Origin of the sequence: Micromonospora sp. 067-2 (assembly GCF_046549295.1) — a bacterium.
Taxonomy (GTDB): Bacteria; Actinomycetota; Actinomycetes; order Mycobacteriales; family Micromonosporaceae; genus Micromonospora.
In genome coordinates this window covers 16,365-29,732 of record NZ_JAJPWB010000002.1, presented here as the reverse complement: position 1 = coordinate 29,732, position 13,368 = coordinate 16,365, and the positions used below count along the sequence as shown (strand labels likewise).

At 72.2% G+C, this 13,368-nt stretch carries 16 protein-coding genes; 10 read left to right on the top strand and 6 right to left on the bottom strand.

The features are described from left to right. Positions 1–7 precede the first annotated feature (7 nt). The 3 genes from ACLJN9_RS03685 to ACLJN9_RS03675 are packed head-to-tail and all read right to left on the bottom strand — an operon-like array spanning position 8 to position 2,438. The gene (locus tag ACLJN9_RS03685) at positions 8–745 is read right to left on the bottom strand and encodes a hypothetical protein (protein WP_410809574.1); all 738 of its coding nucleotides are present in this window, start codon (positions 743–745) and stop codon (positions 8–10) included. A gap of 2 nt (positions 746–747) precedes the next feature. Next, complete coding sequence (locus ACLJN9_RS03680; RefSeq protein ID WP_410809573.1) at positions 748–1,545, bottom strand: ABC transporter permease; 798 nt, start codon at positions 1,543–1,545, stop codon at positions 748–750. Further along, positions 1,542–2,438 carry an ABC transporter ATP-binding protein gene (locus ACLJN9_RS03675; RefSeq protein ID WP_410809572.1) on the bottom strand — a complete coding sequence of 299 codons (897 nt, stop codon included), beginning with the start codon at positions 2,436–2,438 and terminating at the stop codon, positions 1,542–1,544. Before ACLJN9_RS03675 ends, ACLJN9_RS03680 begins: the two co-directional genes overlap by 4 nt. 133 nt (positions 2,439–2,571) lie before the next feature. Between ACLJN9_RS03675 and ACLJN9_RS03670 the strand changes: the two genes are divergently transcribed. The 3 genes from ACLJN9_RS03670 to ACLJN9_RS03660 all read left to right on the top strand — a co-directional run bounded on the left by ACLJN9_RS03670 (position 2,572) and on the right by ACLJN9_RS03660 (position 5,214). Continuing rightward, positions 2,572–3,819 carry a sensor histidine kinase gene (locus ACLJN9_RS03670; RefSeq protein WP_410809571.1) on the top strand — a complete coding sequence of 416 codons (1,248 nt, stop codon included), beginning with the start codon at positions 2,572–2,574 and terminating at the stop codon, positions 3,817–3,819. Beyond that, complete coding sequence (locus ACLJN9_RS03665) at positions 3,798–4,556, top strand: response regulator transcription factor (protein WP_410810185.1); 759 nt, start codon at positions 3,798–3,800, stop codon at positions 4,554–4,556. Before ACLJN9_RS03670 ends, ACLJN9_RS03665 begins: the two co-directional genes overlap by 22 nt. Before the next feature lie 247 nt (positions 4,557–4,803). After that, positions 4,804–5,214 (top strand): hypothetical protein, encoded by a 411-nt coding sequence (locus ACLJN9_RS03660; RefSeq protein ID WP_410809570.1) that lies wholly within the window; start codon positions 4,804–4,806, stop codon positions 5,212–5,214. A 98-nt stretch (positions 5,215–5,312) separates the two neighbouring features. Here the strand turns inward: ACLJN9_RS03660 and ACLJN9_RS03655 are convergent, their stop codons facing one another. Next, positions 5,313–6,101, bottom strand: coding sequence for a D-Ala-D-Ala carboxypeptidase family metallohydrolase (locus ACLJN9_RS03655; RefSeq protein WP_410809569.1), 789 nt, complete (start codon positions 6,099–6,101; stop codon positions 5,313–5,315). Positions 6,102–6,405: 304 nt separating this feature from the next. On the opposite strand from ACLJN9_RS03655, the gene ACLJN9_RS03650 reads away from it, so the two are divergent. From ACLJN9_RS03650 to ACLJN9_RS03640, 3 genes are all read left to right on the top strand, one after another. Then, entirely contained in the window at positions 6,406–7,044 is a 639-nt protein-coding gene (locus ACLJN9_RS03650; RefSeq protein WP_410809568.1) for a DUF6642 family protein, read from the top strand. 28 nt (positions 7,045–7,072) lie between these two features. Beyond that, positions 7,073–7,537 carry a PPOX class F420-dependent oxidoreductase gene (locus tag ACLJN9_RS03645; protein ID WP_410809567.1) on the top strand — a complete coding sequence of 155 codons (465 nt, stop codon included), beginning with the start codon at positions 7,073–7,075 and terminating at the stop codon, positions 7,535–7,537. Between the two features lie 82 nt (positions 7,538–7,619). Then, on the top strand, positions 7,620–8,675 hold the full coding sequence (locus ACLJN9_RS03640; RefSeq protein WP_410809566.1) for a hypothetical protein: 1,056 nt from the start codon (positions 7,620–7,622) through the stop codon (positions 8,673–8,675). Between the two features lie 50 nt (positions 8,676–8,725). Here the strand turns inward: ACLJN9_RS03640 and ACLJN9_RS03635 are convergent, their stop codons facing one another. Next, complete coding sequence (locus tag ACLJN9_RS03635; protein WP_410809565.1) at positions 8,726–9,958, bottom strand: serine hydrolase domain-containing protein; 1,233 nt, start codon at positions 9,956–9,958, stop codon at positions 8,726–8,728. Between the two features lie 92 nt (positions 9,959–10,050). Between ACLJN9_RS03635 and ACLJN9_RS03630 the strand changes: the two genes are divergently transcribed. From ACLJN9_RS03630 to ACLJN9_RS03615, 4 genes are all read left to right on the top strand, one after another. Continuing rightward, positions 10,051–10,656 (top strand): pentapeptide repeat-containing protein, encoded by a 606-nt coding sequence (locus ACLJN9_RS03630; RefSeq protein ID WP_410809564.1) that lies wholly within the window; start codon positions 10,051–10,053, stop codon positions 10,654–10,656. 145 nt (positions 10,657–10,801) lie between these two features. Next, positions 10,802–11,680: a hypothetical protein gene (locus ACLJN9_RS03625; protein WP_410809563.1), complete on the top strand. Its 879-nt coding sequence runs from the start codon at positions 10,802–10,804 to the stop codon at positions 11,678–11,680. A gap of 80 nt (positions 11,681–11,760) precedes the next feature. Then, a complete protein-coding gene (locus tag ACLJN9_RS03620) occupies positions 11,761–12,198 on the top strand; it encodes a nitroreductase family deazaflavin-dependent oxidoreductase (protein WP_410809562.1) in 438 nt (145 codons plus the stop codon). A 116-nt stretch (positions 12,199–12,314) separates the two neighbouring features. Beyond that, a complete protein-coding gene (locus tag ACLJN9_RS03615) occupies positions 12,315–12,644 on the top strand; it encodes a hypothetical protein (protein WP_410809560.1) in 330 nt (109 codons plus the stop codon). Between the two features lie 4 nt (positions 12,645–12,648). Here the strand turns inward: ACLJN9_RS03615 and ACLJN9_RS03610 are convergent, their stop codons facing one another. After that, a complete protein-coding gene (locus tag ACLJN9_RS03610) occupies positions 12,649–13,365 on the bottom strand; it encodes an MIP/aquaporin family protein (protein WP_410809559.1) in 717 nt (238 codons plus the stop codon). Positions 13,366–13,368 lie beyond the last annotated feature (3 nt).

Sequence of the window (13,368 nt, the reverse complement as noted above, 5' to 3'; positions counted from 1 at the left end):
ACAGACGCTACCGCCCGTCCGGCTCCCGGTCGGCCGAAGTCGACTCGTCCAACCGTCCAGCGACGGCCCGCCAGTACTGCCGTTTGCCCTCGTCGCGCAGCACCACCCCGAGCAGGCCCAGCTCGCGGCGCAGTTCGCGGGCGTCGTCGCGGCGATCCTTCCGGACGGCCCGCTCGCGGGCGCGCAGCAACGCGTCCGCACCGGCGGGCAGCCCGGGCAGGTCGGGCACCCACAGCCGGTACGCCGACCGGTGCGGGTCGTCGTCCGACCAGCCCCAGCCGTGCGTGCGAAACGCGCCCGCCAACTGGGTGACCGGCAGGTCCGTCGACTCCCGGGCCAGCTCCGCGCCGTCGCCGTCGAGCAGCACGAGGTGTCCGTCGGCGAGGAAGACCACCCGGGTGTCGACGCGTGCGACGGTCCGGTCCTGGTCGGAGCGGCGCAGCCGGACCTGCGCCGCGTCGACGGTGACGATCAGCCGTTCGGCGGTGCCGATCCCGGCGAGAACCAGGCCGGCCAGGACGCCCACGGCGATCGGGCCAGCGGTGGCCTGCGGCTCGGGCAGCTGGTCCAGCCACTCGAGCAGGCCCTGGAACGGCACCCAGGGCAGCCGGGCGAGCCAGCCCGTCGCCGCCGCGAGGAGCCAGCCGGCGCCCGCGCCGAGTAGCGGGAAACCACCCCACAGGACCGCCAGCTCCAGCGGGCCGCCGCTGACGACGGTGTGTGGTCGGTAGCCGGCCGTGTCCATGGTCAGGACACTTCGCGGCGAAGCGTCCGGAACAGGCCGGCGGCCAGCGGCAGGACCAACCAGACGAGCAGGGACACCGCCATCCGCCCCCACTGTTCGCCGGTGATGGCGTCGCTGCTGTAGAGCGGTTCCATGGTCCTGCTGGTGTCCAGCCAGCCGGACGGGCCGCGCAGGGGCCGGACCATCTCGCCGAGCACCCCCCAGAGGGTGGGCAGCAGCAGGTAGCCGACGATCGCCAGCGGCGGGTTGAGCAGCAGCAGACCGAAGGCGGCGCCCATCAGCACGGCGGTGACCTGGAGGATCACCGCGTTCAGCAGCAGCGACCAGTCGATCTGCCAGGTGCCCGCGCCGCCGGTGGCGGACGCCACCAGCGTCCCGGCGGCGGCAACGGCGAGGCTGGCCAGCACCGAGGCGAGTGCGGTCAGCATCACGGCGATCAACTTGGCGGCGATCACCCGTTCCCGGCGGGGCACCAGGGCGTACGTGGTGAGGGCGGTCCGCTGCGACCACTCGCTGGTGATCGACAGGATGCCGAGCACCGGCAGCAGCACCCCGACCGGCAGCAGCGAGGGCGTGAAGAAGTTGAGGAAGGTCTGGTCGGCGTCCTTCGCGTAGATCAACTGAAGGGTGACGATCGCGGCGGTGATCAACCCGATGGTGATCAGCAGCCAGCGGCCGGCCCGGGTGTCGACGAGCTTGCGCAGCTCCACAACGGTGAGCCGGAGCAGCGACGGGCGGCGTACCGGGTAGTGCTGCCGGGGCGCGACGGCGCCGGCGGCGGGCGCGGTGGTGGTGGTCATCGGACGGCCTCCTTGGTGGATTCGCCGGCGGTCAGGCTGAGGAAGAGTTGTTCGAGGCCGCCGCCGCTGGCGGGGCGCAGCTCGGCGAGCGCGACGCCGGCATCGGCGGCGGCCTGGCCGACCGCCTCGGCGTCGGCCTGCACGAGCAGCCCTTCGGAGCTGTCGGCGGCGCCCAGCCCGGCCACCTCCAGCGCCCGGCGCAGCGCCGCGCCGTCGCGGGCCCGGACCAGCGTGCCGCCGCCAGCCAGCAGCTCGTTCTTGTCGCCCTGGGCCACGATCCGGCCGCCCCCGATCACCACCAGCCGGTCCGCGACCGCCTCCACCTCGCGCAGCAGGTGGGAGGAGAGCAGCACGGTGCCGCCCCGGTCGGCGAAGTCGCGCAGCAGGCCGCGCATCCAGAAGATCCCCTCCGGGTCCAGACCGTTCGCCGGCTCGTCGAGGATCAGCACCCGGGGGTCACCGAGCAGCGCCTGCGCCAGGCCGAGCCGCTGGCGCATGCCCAGCGAGTACGCCCGGACCCGCCGCTTGGCGGCCACCGCGTTCAACCCGACCAGGTCGAGCTTCGCGGCGACCTCACGCCGGTCCAAACCCATGGTGTACGCGGACAGCGTCAACGCCTCGCGACCGGTCCGCCCGGCGTGCTGGGCGGAGGCGTCCAGCAGCACCCCGACCTCCCGACCCGGGTTGGGCAGTTCCCGGTAGGGGCGCCCGGCGACGGTGGCGCGCCCGGCGGTCGGCGGGGTGAGTCCGCAGATCATCCGCATGGTGGTGGACTTGCCGGCGCCGTTGGGGCCGAGGAACCCGGTGACGGTGCCCGGTTCGCACTGGAACGACACGTCGTCCACCGCCGGGTGCGGTCCGTACCGCTTGGTGAGGTTCTCTACGCTGATCATGTCGTCGAGCCTGCCCGGGCCGCCCGGCCAACCGCTGCGGCCACCGGTAGATGCCGCGCCGACCTTGGTCGACCGGCGGGTCTCGACTTTGGTAGCTGGTCGTGTCGCCGGTCGGCTGCCTAGCATTGCGTTCGTGACCAGCCCCGCCGTGCCGGAACACCCCTGGCTGTTGCCAGGGGAGCTGGCCGTCCCGGCTGACCGTGACCGCAGGCATCCGCGCCGCACCACCCGCGACTGGATCGTGGACAGCGTCGCGTTCCTGATCGCCCTGGTCTGGGTGCTGCTCGCCACCGCGGACGCCCTGTCGCCCGACCCGACGATGACCATCCCGCCGCCGCACGGCTGGATCACCGGTGCGGATGCGGTGCTCGGTCTGGTCTGCTCCGGGCTGCTATGGCTGCGTCGGCGATGGCCGCTCGGGCTGGTGCTGGGCACGCTGCCGCTGACGTTGTTCTCGTTCGCCGCATCCGTTCCCCTGCTGATCCTCTACTTCACCGTGGTGGTGCACCGACGGACGGCCGTCGCGGTGGCGGTGACGGCCGTCGGTCTCGTCACCAACCTGGTCTACGCGTGGCTGCGTCCGGACCCGGGCATGCCGTACTGGGTCGCGGTGTCATGGGGCGTGGTGATCAGTTTCGGCGTGCTGGCCTGGGGGATGTTCGTGCGGGCGCGCCGGCAGTTGATCGTGTCGTTGCGGGATCGGGCCGAGCGGGCCGAGGCGGAGCAGCAGCTCCGGGTGGCCCAGGCTCGCCACCTCGAGCGCACCAGGATCGCCCGGGAGATGCACGACGTGCTGGCCCACCGGATCTCGCTGCTCAGCCTCCACGCGGGCGCGCTGGAGTTCCGCCCGGACGCGCCCGCCGACGAGGTGGCCCGCGCCGCCGGGGTGATCCGGGGCAGCGCGCACGCCGCCCTGCAGGACCTGCGTGAGGTGATCGGGGTGCTCCGGGCCGAGGGCAACGGCGACGCCCCGGAGCCCCCGCAGCCCACCCTCGCCGACCTGCCGGCCCTGATCGCCGAGTCCCGGGCGGCCGGGGTCCGGGTGAACGCCAGCGACACCGTCGTCGCGCCGGCGGAGGCGCCGACGGCGCTGGGCCGTGCCGCGTACCGGATCGTGCAGGAGGGGCTGACCAACGCCCGCAAACACGCCACCGGCGCGGCGGTCACCGTGGACCTGACCGGCGGGCCGGGCACCGGGCTGACCGTGGCGATCCGCAACCGGTGGCCGGTGGGCGCCCCGGCCGGCGGCGGGCTGCCCGGCGCGGGCACCGGCCTGGTCGGCATCTCCGAACGGGTCACCCTGGCCGGCGGTCGACTGGCGTACGGCCGGGACGACGCCGGCGACTTCCGGCTGGCCGCCTGGCTGCCGTGGCCGGCGTGACGGGCCCGGGCGGCGGGGCCGTGCCGCCCGGCGGGGTCGGCCCGGGCGGTGGCACCCGTGCGGGCGTGTCGCCGGTGCGGGTTCTGATCGTGGACGACGACGCGTTGGTCCGGGCCGGGCTCTCGATGATCCTCGGCGGCCTGCCGGACGTGACGGTGGTGGGCGAGGCCGCCGACGGGAGCGAGGTGCCGGCCGCGGTCGCCGCGTACTCCCCGGACGTGGTGCTGATGGACATCCGGATGCCCCGGGTGGACGGGCTGACCGCCACCGAGGCGCTGCGTGCCCAGCCGCAGCCGCCGGAGGTGCTGGTGCTGACCACCTTCGACGCCGACGAGCAGGTGCTGCGGGCGCTGCGCGCCGGGGCCGCCGGCTTCCTGCTCAAGGACACCCCGCCGGCGGAGATCGTGCACGCGGTGCGCCGGGTGGCGGCCGGCGAGGCGACCCTCTCTCCGACGGTGACCCGGACGCTGATCGCCCACGTGACCGCCGTCGCCCCGGGCCCGACCGGCTCGGATCTGCGTCGGGAGCGGGCGCTGCGGCAGCTCACCGGGCTCAGTGAGCGGGAGCGGCAGGTGGCGGTCGCGCTGGGCCAGGGCCGCACCAACGCGGAGATCGCGGGGGAGCTGTACATGAGCGTGGCGACGGTCAAGGCGTACGTCTCCCGGCTGCTCACCCGGCTCGACCTCAACAACCGGGTTCAGGTGGCCCTGCTGGTGCACGACGCCGGCCTGGTCTGAGTGCCTCCACGTCCAACCCGGAGGTCGACGTGGTCGGCGCCGATCGTGGGCCGGTCGCACGAGGCGGTGCCGGTGGTGGCCGTGTCGCGCGGCGGCGCAGTCGTCGACGGATCACGCGTGCTGTCCCCGGAGGATCTGCTCGCCGCGTACCAGGATTGAACTGTCGTCCGGTTCCGGCCGTACCACTGGCCGAGGATGTCGATACGGCTGGTCCGCCGTATCGCTGCCGAACTGCGGGAGGCCTGCCGTGCGAGTTGGTGAGCAGTCGACGGATCCCATCGACCAGGTGCTGGGTGAGGTGCCCATGCCGGCGCCGCTGACCCCCGAGGATGTCCGGCTCGCGGTCCGGGCGGTGGTCGTGCACACCGCCGAGGAGTGGCCCAACGGGCCGCTGTGCCGCAACGACGGCGCCTCCTACCCGTGCCGGCTGCACCGCTGGGGGCGACGGGTCCTGGAGACACACGGGCTCAACGATCGGCAGATCGAGGCGTTGATCCGGCACGGCAACCCGTTCGTGCACGTGCCCTTCCCGTTCACGGCGACCGGGCCGACGCGGCACCAGGCCGGACGGGTCGTTCCTCCCGGGGTACGCCCCACCGCTGCCGGCCGGCCGGTGACTCCCCCCGTCGCCGCGCCGCGCTGGCCCCGGGCGAGCTGACCGGAGCATCCCCCGCCCGCCGACCCGGGGCGAGACGACGCCGGCCCGACGCGGTATGTCCCCACCGCGCCGGGCCGACGTCGCGCTGTGCGTACGCCTCAGTCGTTGGTGGTCCCGACCCCGCAGTCCGGCGCGGACCAGCTCGTCGTGTTCGAGCTGTCGTCGCTGTTGTTCTCCCGTCGCGAGTCGACGTGCACGTGGTCGTCGTGGTCCGGGTAGCCGGGTCCGTAGATGCCGCTGAAGCCGTTGTTGCGGGCGCCGCGGGCGACCTGGCACAGCGATGACGTCCGTGAGGTGATGTCGGCGGCGTTGCCGTACAGGTGTTGGCTGTCCGACGCGCCGCCGACCTGGTCGTTGCAGGCCCGGCTGCGGAACCCGCTCGACACGTCGAGCGGCTTGTCGCCGAGGCTCTTGCGCAGCGCCTCCAGCTTCCACATGGTGCGCAGCGCGTTCTGGCGGGTCTGGGCCGGAGACAGCGGGCCGCCGTTCCACCCGCCCCGACCGCACCCGTCGTCCAGCTCGCCGTAGGTGAAGTGCGCGGGCGTGCAGTCGTTGTCCTGCAGCTGGTACAGCTTGCTGTAGGTCTGCTGGCCGGCGATCCCGTCGGCCCGCAGTCCGTACGCCTGCTGGAACCGCTTGACCGCGGCGGCGGTCTTGGGGCCGTAGCGGCCGTCGTTCTCCACGATGTCCCGGTAGCCGGCCCAGCCGGCGATCCGGATCTGCAACTGGCGGACATCGTTGCCCGAGCGTCCCTGGGTCAACGTCCGGTTCCAGGTGTAGCAGCCGTCCGCCTGCGCCGCCGGCGCGGCGACCACCGCGGCGATCGCTGCCCCGGGCAGCGCCAGGGCGAATGCGACGGCAGCCCGCTTCAAGGTGTGTACGCGCACAGAAGTCCTCCCGACAGGAGAGCGAATGGGGTGGGCTCCGGGACATCGACCGGGACGTCCCGTGATTTCCACCCTCGCACTGATCGGTGCGGTTGGCGGCGATTAACGGGAATTGTCCTCATGATTCACGTTGCCTGGGTTCTACCTGTGAATTCGACTGATTTGCGAAACAGCCATTTCGCTCCGATCACCCCGGGCGCGGGCAACCACACCGAACGTCGCAATCGACCACACCCTGGGTGATGTTCGTGGCCGATGGCTGACCGGTAACGTCAGCCCCGGTGGCGGAATGGCGGAGGTGCACGTGGCACGCGGTGGCGTCTTCTGTGTCGAGGGTCAGTGGCACCGCGACCTCAACGAGCGGGGCTCCGTCCTGCCCACCCTCGAGCTTCTGGAGCGGCTGGGCAAGATCCGCTTCATCCACAAGGACGCGGCGACCCGCGACGAGCTGTTCTACTTCCTGGACCGCTGGCTGCTCAAGCAGTACGCCGACCACCGGGTCGGCTTCTTCGCCATGCACGGCGAGCCGAGCCGGCTCTGCCTCACCGACTGGCAGTCGGTGGAGTTGAACGAGGTGGCCGAGCTGATGGCCGGCCGCTGCGAGGGACGCCGACTCTATTTCGGCAGCTGTTCGGTGCTGCGCGCCTCGGATGCCGTGCTGCGCGAGTTCCTGGAGGTCACCGGAGCCGCTCTGATCTGCGGTTTCACCCGGGAAGTCGACTGGGTCGAATCGGCGGCCTTCGAAACCGTACTACTCGACGTGCTGGCCAACGGCCAGCGGCACAATGCCGCCGAGCTGCGGATGGGCTCGGCGCACTGGGCGCCGCTCGCCTCGTACCTCGGCTTCCGGGTGATCTACGCCAACGGCCGGGCCTGGCGCCCGGCCGGCCGGGCCCGGGTGCCCGCCCAGGCGGCGCACCGCGCCAGCACCCGACCCAACTGACCCGCCGCCGCCCTGGTAGGAACGAGTCATGGCACGCAGCATCGCGAGAAACACCCGGGTCGACCGGGACACTCTGCTCGACTTCCTCCGACCGCGGCACCGCGTCGTGCTGATGACCACCCGGGCCGACGGCCGCCCGCAGTCCTCCCCGGTCTCCGCCGGAGTCGACGGCCAGGGCCGGCTCGTCGTCTCCACCTACCCCGAGCGGGCCAAGGCGACGAACATCCGCCGCGACCCCCGGGTGTCGGCCTGCGTGCTCTCCGACGACTGGGACGGGCCCTGGGTGCAGCTCGACGGCACCGCCGAGGTACTGGACCTGCCCGAGGCGCTGGAGCCACTCGTGGAGTATTTCCGGAGCATCTCCGGCGAGCACCCCGACTGGGACGACTACCGGGCGGCCATGGTGCGCCAGGGCAAGTCGCTGATCCGGGTCACCATCGACGGGTGGGGTCCGATCGCCACCGGCGGCTTCCCGGCCCGCCTCGCCGACTGACTGTTCGTTCGGTGGATCACCGGGTTGGCATTCATCGAATACGGTGAGCCAGGCAAGATCCACTGAATCGAACGGGGAACCCATGAGCAATCTCAGCGCCCGCCGTCGGCTGCTCGCCTGGGCGGTGCCGGCCGCCCTGGCGGTCACCGTCGTCGCGCCGGGCCTGCCGGCCCGGGCCGCCCCGGCCGGCACTCCGACCCCGGCCGTGGTCGGCCCGATCGACAAGGACCTCGACGGCGACGGCGTACCGGACCTGGTGACCGTCGGCGGCACCGCCGGTCTCGACTCCGGCGTCTGGACGGCACGCGGCCGGGTCAGTGCCGCAGGCGTCGGCACCGGCCGGGTGAAGGTCCCGGCCGTGAACATCGGCGGGTACGGCAACGGGATTTACGGCAGCGAGAACCCGCCTGCGGAGTTCGACGGCGCGCAGGTGATCACCGGCCGCTTCTTCGGCACCGCGAACCAGGACTTCCTGGCCTACTACCCGAGTGGCGTCAACACCGGTGGCGGCAGCTTCATCGCGGGTGCCGGGGACGGCACGATGGTCAATCCCTATGGCGGCAGCGGTCAGGTCAGCCTCGTGTCCGACTATTTTCTCGACGAGTACGGCAACTCCCCGGTCCAGCTCGTCAACGGGTACACGGCAGACGGTGTAGACACTGCCATCGCGGATCTGCTGGGCATCGTCGGCGACGTCACCAACGGCTACCGCCTCACCTACTACCCGAACATCGGCGCGCCCGGCCTCTACCTCCCCCGCCTGCCGCTGAGCAACGCCACCCCGACCGGCGGCAGCGACTGGCAGAACTGGACCCTGGCCAGCACCGAGCTGGCCTCCGGCGCGGCACTGGTGTTGCGTAACGCCACCACCGGCGACCTCTTCCTCTGGCAGGGCGTCACGATGACCGACAATGGCGACGGGACCGGCACGTTCGGCTACACCCAGTACCGACTCGCCTCCGGCTGGAACACCGGCGTCACGATCAGCAGCCTCACCGCCGCCGACCTGAACGCCGACGGCGTGACCGACCTGTGGTCCGTGTTCCCCGACGGCAGCGTTCGCGCCTACCTGATCTCGACACTCTCCGCCACGAAGCCGGCGAAGATCCGGGCGACCCAGGCACAGCAGCTCGGCTGAGCCGCGGTGCCGGGTCCGTCGTCTGCAATCGGCGGCGGACCCGGCACCGGTCAGTCGACCAGGGCGGAGTAGACGAGCTGGCGCAGCTGGGAGCGCAGCGGATACGTGCTGGACGGCATGAGCTGGGTGAACAGAAGCGCGGTGATCTCCTCGGACGGATCCACCCAGAACGCGGTGCTGGCCACCCCACCCCAGTAGTACTCGCCGACGCTGCTCGGCACCCGGCTGGGAATCGGGTCGTCGACCACCGCGAAGCCGAGGCCGAAGCCGATCCCGTCCAGGGTGGTCTCGGCGAAGCCGCCGGTGGACAGGGTGCCCAGGTCCTGGCCCCCGGGCAGGTGGTTGCGGGTCATGAAACGCACCGTGCGTGGCCCGAGCAGGCGTACGCCGCCCAGCTCGCCGCCACGCAGCAGCATCTGGGTGAAGCGGTGGTAGTCGGCGGCGCTGGAGATCAGGCCGCCTCCGCCGGAGAGCAGGGCCGGCTTCGTGTGCGCGAGCGAGCCGAGCCGGTCGTGGCGGACCGCCCGGCCACTGCGCGGATCCGGAACGTGGAGCGCGGCCAGCCGCTCGGCTTCGTCGCCCTCGACCCACCACCGCGTGTCGGTCATGCCCAGCGGGCCGAAGATCCGGTCGGCGAAGAACGCGTCGAGGCTCTGCCCGGAGACGACCTCGACCAGCCGGCCGAGCACGTCGGTGGCGACCGAGTAGCCCCAGGCGGTGCCGGGCTGGAACAGCAGCGGCAGCTCGCCGAAGGCGGCGCAGGCGCTGGCCAGGTCGACGTCCGCCGGTGGGTACAGGTCGTAGCCGGCCGCCCGGTAGAGCCCGTCGACCACGGAGGTCTGCATGAAGCCGTACGTCAGGCCGGCGGTGTGGGTCAGCAGGTGCCACACCCTGATCGGCTCGATCGCCGGCACCGTGTACGGCTTGAGCGTCGAGCCCTTCGAATAGACCCGCAGGTCGGCGAACTCCGGCAGCCAGCGGCTGATCTCGTCGGTCAGCTCGAACCGGCCCTCCTCCCACAGCATCATCGCCGCGACCGAGGTGACCGGTTTGGTCATCGAGTAGATCCGCCAGAGCGTGTCGGACTCGACCGGAGCTCCCGACTCCCGGTCCCGCAGCCCGTACGTCGAGGAGTGCGCCACCTCGCCACGGCGGGTGACCACCACCTGCCAGCCGGCCAGCCGGCCGTCGTCGACGTACCTGCCGAGGTGTTCGTCGATCCGCGCCAGCCGCGCCGGGTCGAAGCCGATCTGATCGGGGTCCTTGCTCCGCGCCACACTCACGCCGCCGAAGGTACTCGTCGGTACGGCGGTACCGGAAGGGGCTGCCGTCGACCGGCCGCCCGGTTGTCGGGGGCCGGCGTTAGCCTGGCCGGATGCCGGAGTTGACCGAGGACGTGACCTTCCGCCATGAGGACTGGTACGGCGAGGAGTTGACCGACCGGCACTTCGTGGGCTGCGAGTTCTTCCACGTGGACCTGACCGAGGCGGTGAGCCGGGGCGCGGTCTTCACCGGCTGCACGTTCGGCAACGTGCTGTTCAACTCCTCCCGGCACGTCGACTCCGCCTTCACCCGCTGCGTCTTCAAGCGGTGCAACTTCTTCGAGGCCGAGTTCACCGGCTGCAAGCTGGTCGGCAGCGCCTTCACCCAGTGCGACCTGCGGCCGTTGGCGGTGGCCGGTGGCGACTGGTCCTTCGTGGCGCTGCCCGGTGCCGACCTGCGCGGCGTCCGCCTGGCCGACGTACGGATGCGCGAGGTCGACCTGACCGCAGCGAACCTCACCGGTGCCACCGTGACCGGCGTCGACCTCTCCGGCTCGCAGTTGCACGGCGCCCGGCTCGGCGGTGCCGACCTGCGGGGCAGCGACCTGACCGCGCTCGACCCGACGGTCGTGGAGCGGGCCGGAGCGATCGTCGACGCCGAACAGGCCGTGGTCATCGCGCAGGCGCTCGGCTTCCAGATCGGTGCCCCGCTGGGGTGATGCCGCTCGGCAACCGGGACTGGACACGCCCGCCTTTCTGGATCTAGCGTGTCGACCACCTCTGGGCAAACGTGTGTGACGCCCACAGTGGATGGTGCGTTCCGCGGCGGTCGGTGGCCGCCTCGCGGCGGAGTTGGAGGGGTCGGTGACGGACGAGGATCGCACCACCGGGCAGACTCGCAGCACTTTGCGCCGGCTCGCCCGCACCCGACAGCGGCGGCGCTGGGCGGTGCAGGGGCTCGCCGTCCTCGCCTGCCTGGTGGGGCTGCTGTCGTACCTCGGCACGCGGTCTGGGTCTGCACCCGGCGACGGCCAGGCGGGTGGCGTGGGCGGCGTGCCCGCCCGCCCAACCGGCTTTCCGGGCGCGGAGGGGCGCACCACCGAGACCGGGCCGGCGGCGCCCGGACTGCGTCCGCGGCAGCGTCCGCCCACGCCCGACCCGACGTCGTCGGTCAGCGTGCCCGCTGCGCCGCCGGAGGGGCCGGTGTTGTCGGTGAGTCAGGGGGAGGTGCCGGCCGAGGTCGACCTCGGGGCGGTGGGCACCCGGGACTGGATGCACTGGGGGTTGCGCGGCGGCACGTCGACGGTCCGCAAGCGCGCCGGCTCCGGTGAGATCGTCGACGGTGGCGGCAACGGCACCCGGGTCGGCTGGGACGGTAACCAGGAGGTCTTCAGTTGGCGGGACGGCACGCCGGAGCGGTCGCTGAGCGGCACCCCGAACGGTGTCTACACCTGCGACGTCGGCAGCGGGTTCACCGTCACGGTCGCCGGCAGCGGTGAGCTGCGCACGGTCCAGCTCTACGCGGAGACCTGGATGGCCCGTGGCCGGCTCGAGGCGCGGCTGTCCACCGGCGGGCCGACCAGCACGCTGCGGTTGGAAGATCCGTACACCAGCAGGAGCGCCCAGTTCACCGTGCGGTTCCGGCTGCCGAAGGACGCCCGACTGGTGCTGACCTGGACCGTCGAGAAGGTCTTCACCGAACACTGTGGCAACGTCGGCCTCCAGGCCGTCGCGGTGCGCTGACCAGTCTCCGGTACCACGCCGCGACCGGGGGTCGGCGCAGTAACCTGGGCGCGACAACCCCAACCCCACCAGGAGCCCCGATGACGGCCAGCGAGCAGGTGACCGACAGCCCCGAGGGCTGGGTCGCCGAGCACATCCAGCGGTATGTCGAGACAGACGGCGCCGAGGGTCACGAGTGGCGGCCCGGCGTCTTCACGCTGCTGCTGACCACCCGGGGTCGGCACAGCGGCAAGCTGCGGCGCACCGCGCTGATCTACGGCCGGTTCGGCGAGGACTACCTGGTGGTCGGGTCGCAGGGAGGTGCTCCGAAGCACCCGGCCTGGGTCCTCAACCTCCTGGCCGAGCCGCAGGTCGAGGTGCAGGTCGCCGGCGAGACGTTCCGGGCGAGGGCCCGCACCGCGACCTCCGAGGAGCGACCGCGGGTGTGGTCCACGATGACGAAGATCTGGCCGGCGTACGACGACTACCAGACCAAGACCGACCGGGAGATCCCGGTGCTGGTGCTGGAACGGGTCTGACCTGCGGCTGCCTCGATGCGCGAGCGACGCCGGGACAGTTTGTCCGTCGCACACGGTCGGACGGGACGTAGCTTTCTGCTGTCCCCGTCCGACCATCCAGTGTGGAGGCAGCGCAGATGAGCACCAGTACCGCCCACCGCGTCCGTTCCGGCGCCTCGTCCGGTGCCGGTGACATGTCCGGGGAGGTGCTCCGCGACATCCCCCTGCCGCCCTACGTGACGGGCGAGGACACCCAGTTCGCGGTACGCGCGGTGGTCGTGCACGCGCCCCGGCGGTGGTCCGGTGGAGTGGTCTGCCGCAACGACGCCAGCCCACATCCGTGCCGGCTGCACCGCTGGGGTGCCCAGGTGCTGGCGCTGCGCGGCCTGCGGGCCGCCGAGATCGCCGCGCTCATCGAGCGCGGTGACCCGACGGCGGTGGTCCCTCCGCCCGACCGTCCGGCCTGACCGGCTAGGTCGGTCGGCCGACCGACCTGTCGTGCCCACCCCAGTAGTGCCGCTGCGCCCCCATGATCAGTGGTGCCACCAGCGCGGCGAGTGCGCCGCCGAGCAGCGGGAAGACGAGAAACACCCAGAGTTGGCGCAGCGCGGTGCCGCCCTCGAAGACCGCCGGGCCGAAGGCGCGGGCCGGGTTGACCGCGGCGCCGGTCAGCGTCACGCCGACCAGTTGAGTCGCGGCGAGGGCCAGACCGATCGCCACTCCGGCGACCCCGGGGTCCTCGCTGCGACTGGTCACCACCAGGACGACAAGCACGAAGAGGAAGGTCAATATGACCTCCAGTACGGCCGCACCACCCCGGTTGATGTGTGCGCCGTACCCGTTCGTGCCGAGCGCCCCGGTCTGGTCCGCCACGTCACCCCAGCGGGTCAGTGCCCACAGTGCGAAGGCGGCCACCGTCCCGCCGGCGAACTGCGCGATCCAGTAGGCCACCGCGCCGATCGCCGAGATCTTCCCGGAGAGCAGCACGCCGAGCGTCACCGCCGGATTGACGTGGCTGCCGGACAGCGGGCCGATCGTGTAGACGAGCGCGAGCATGACGAACCCGAAGGCCAGCGCGACCACCACCACGCCGCCCTGGACCCGGGCCGCGACGGCACTGCCCACGCCGAAGAAGACCAGCAACAGGGTGCCGAGGAACTCGGCGGCGGCTCGGCGAGCATCTTCCATTCG

Bases quoted from the DNA above. Each gene is read 5' to 3' on its own strand.
- ACLJN9_RS03675 (WP_410809572.1), bottom strand. From the start codon at position 2,438: ATGATCAGCGTAGAGAACCTCACCAAGCGGTACGGACCGCACCCGGCG.
- ACLJN9_RS03680 (WP_410809573.1), bottom strand. From the start codon at position 1,545: ATGACCACCACCACCGCGCCCGCCGCCGGCGCCGTCGCGCCCCGGCAG.
- ACLJN9_RS03620 (WP_410809562.1), top strand. From the start codon at position 11,761: ATGACGGCCAGCGAGCAGGTGACCGACAGCCCCGAGGGCTGGGTCGCC.
- ACLJN9_RS03615 (WP_410809560.1), top strand. From the start codon at position 12,315: ATGAGCACCAGTACCGCCCACCGCGTCCGTTCCGGCGCCTCGTCCGGT.
- ACLJN9_RS03640 (WP_410809566.1), top strand. From the start codon at position 7,620: ATGAGCAATCTCAGCGCCCGCCGTCGGCTGCTCGCCTGGGCGGTGCCG.
- ACLJN9_RS03645 (WP_410809567.1), top strand. From the start codon at position 7,073: ATGGCACGCAGCATCGCGAGAAACACCCGGGTCGACCGGGACACTCTG.
- ACLJN9_RS03685 (WP_410809574.1), bottom strand. From the start codon at position 745: ATGGACACGGCCGGCTACCGACCACACACCGTCGTCAGCGGCGGCCCG.
- ACLJN9_RS03610 (WP_410809559.1), bottom strand. From the start codon at position 13,365: ATGGAAGATGCTCGCCGAGCCGCCGCCGAGTTCCTCGGCACCCTGTTG.
- ACLJN9_RS03630 (WP_410809564.1), top strand. From the start codon at position 10,051: ATGCCGGAGTTGACCGAGGACGTGACCTTCCGCCATGAGGACTGGTAC.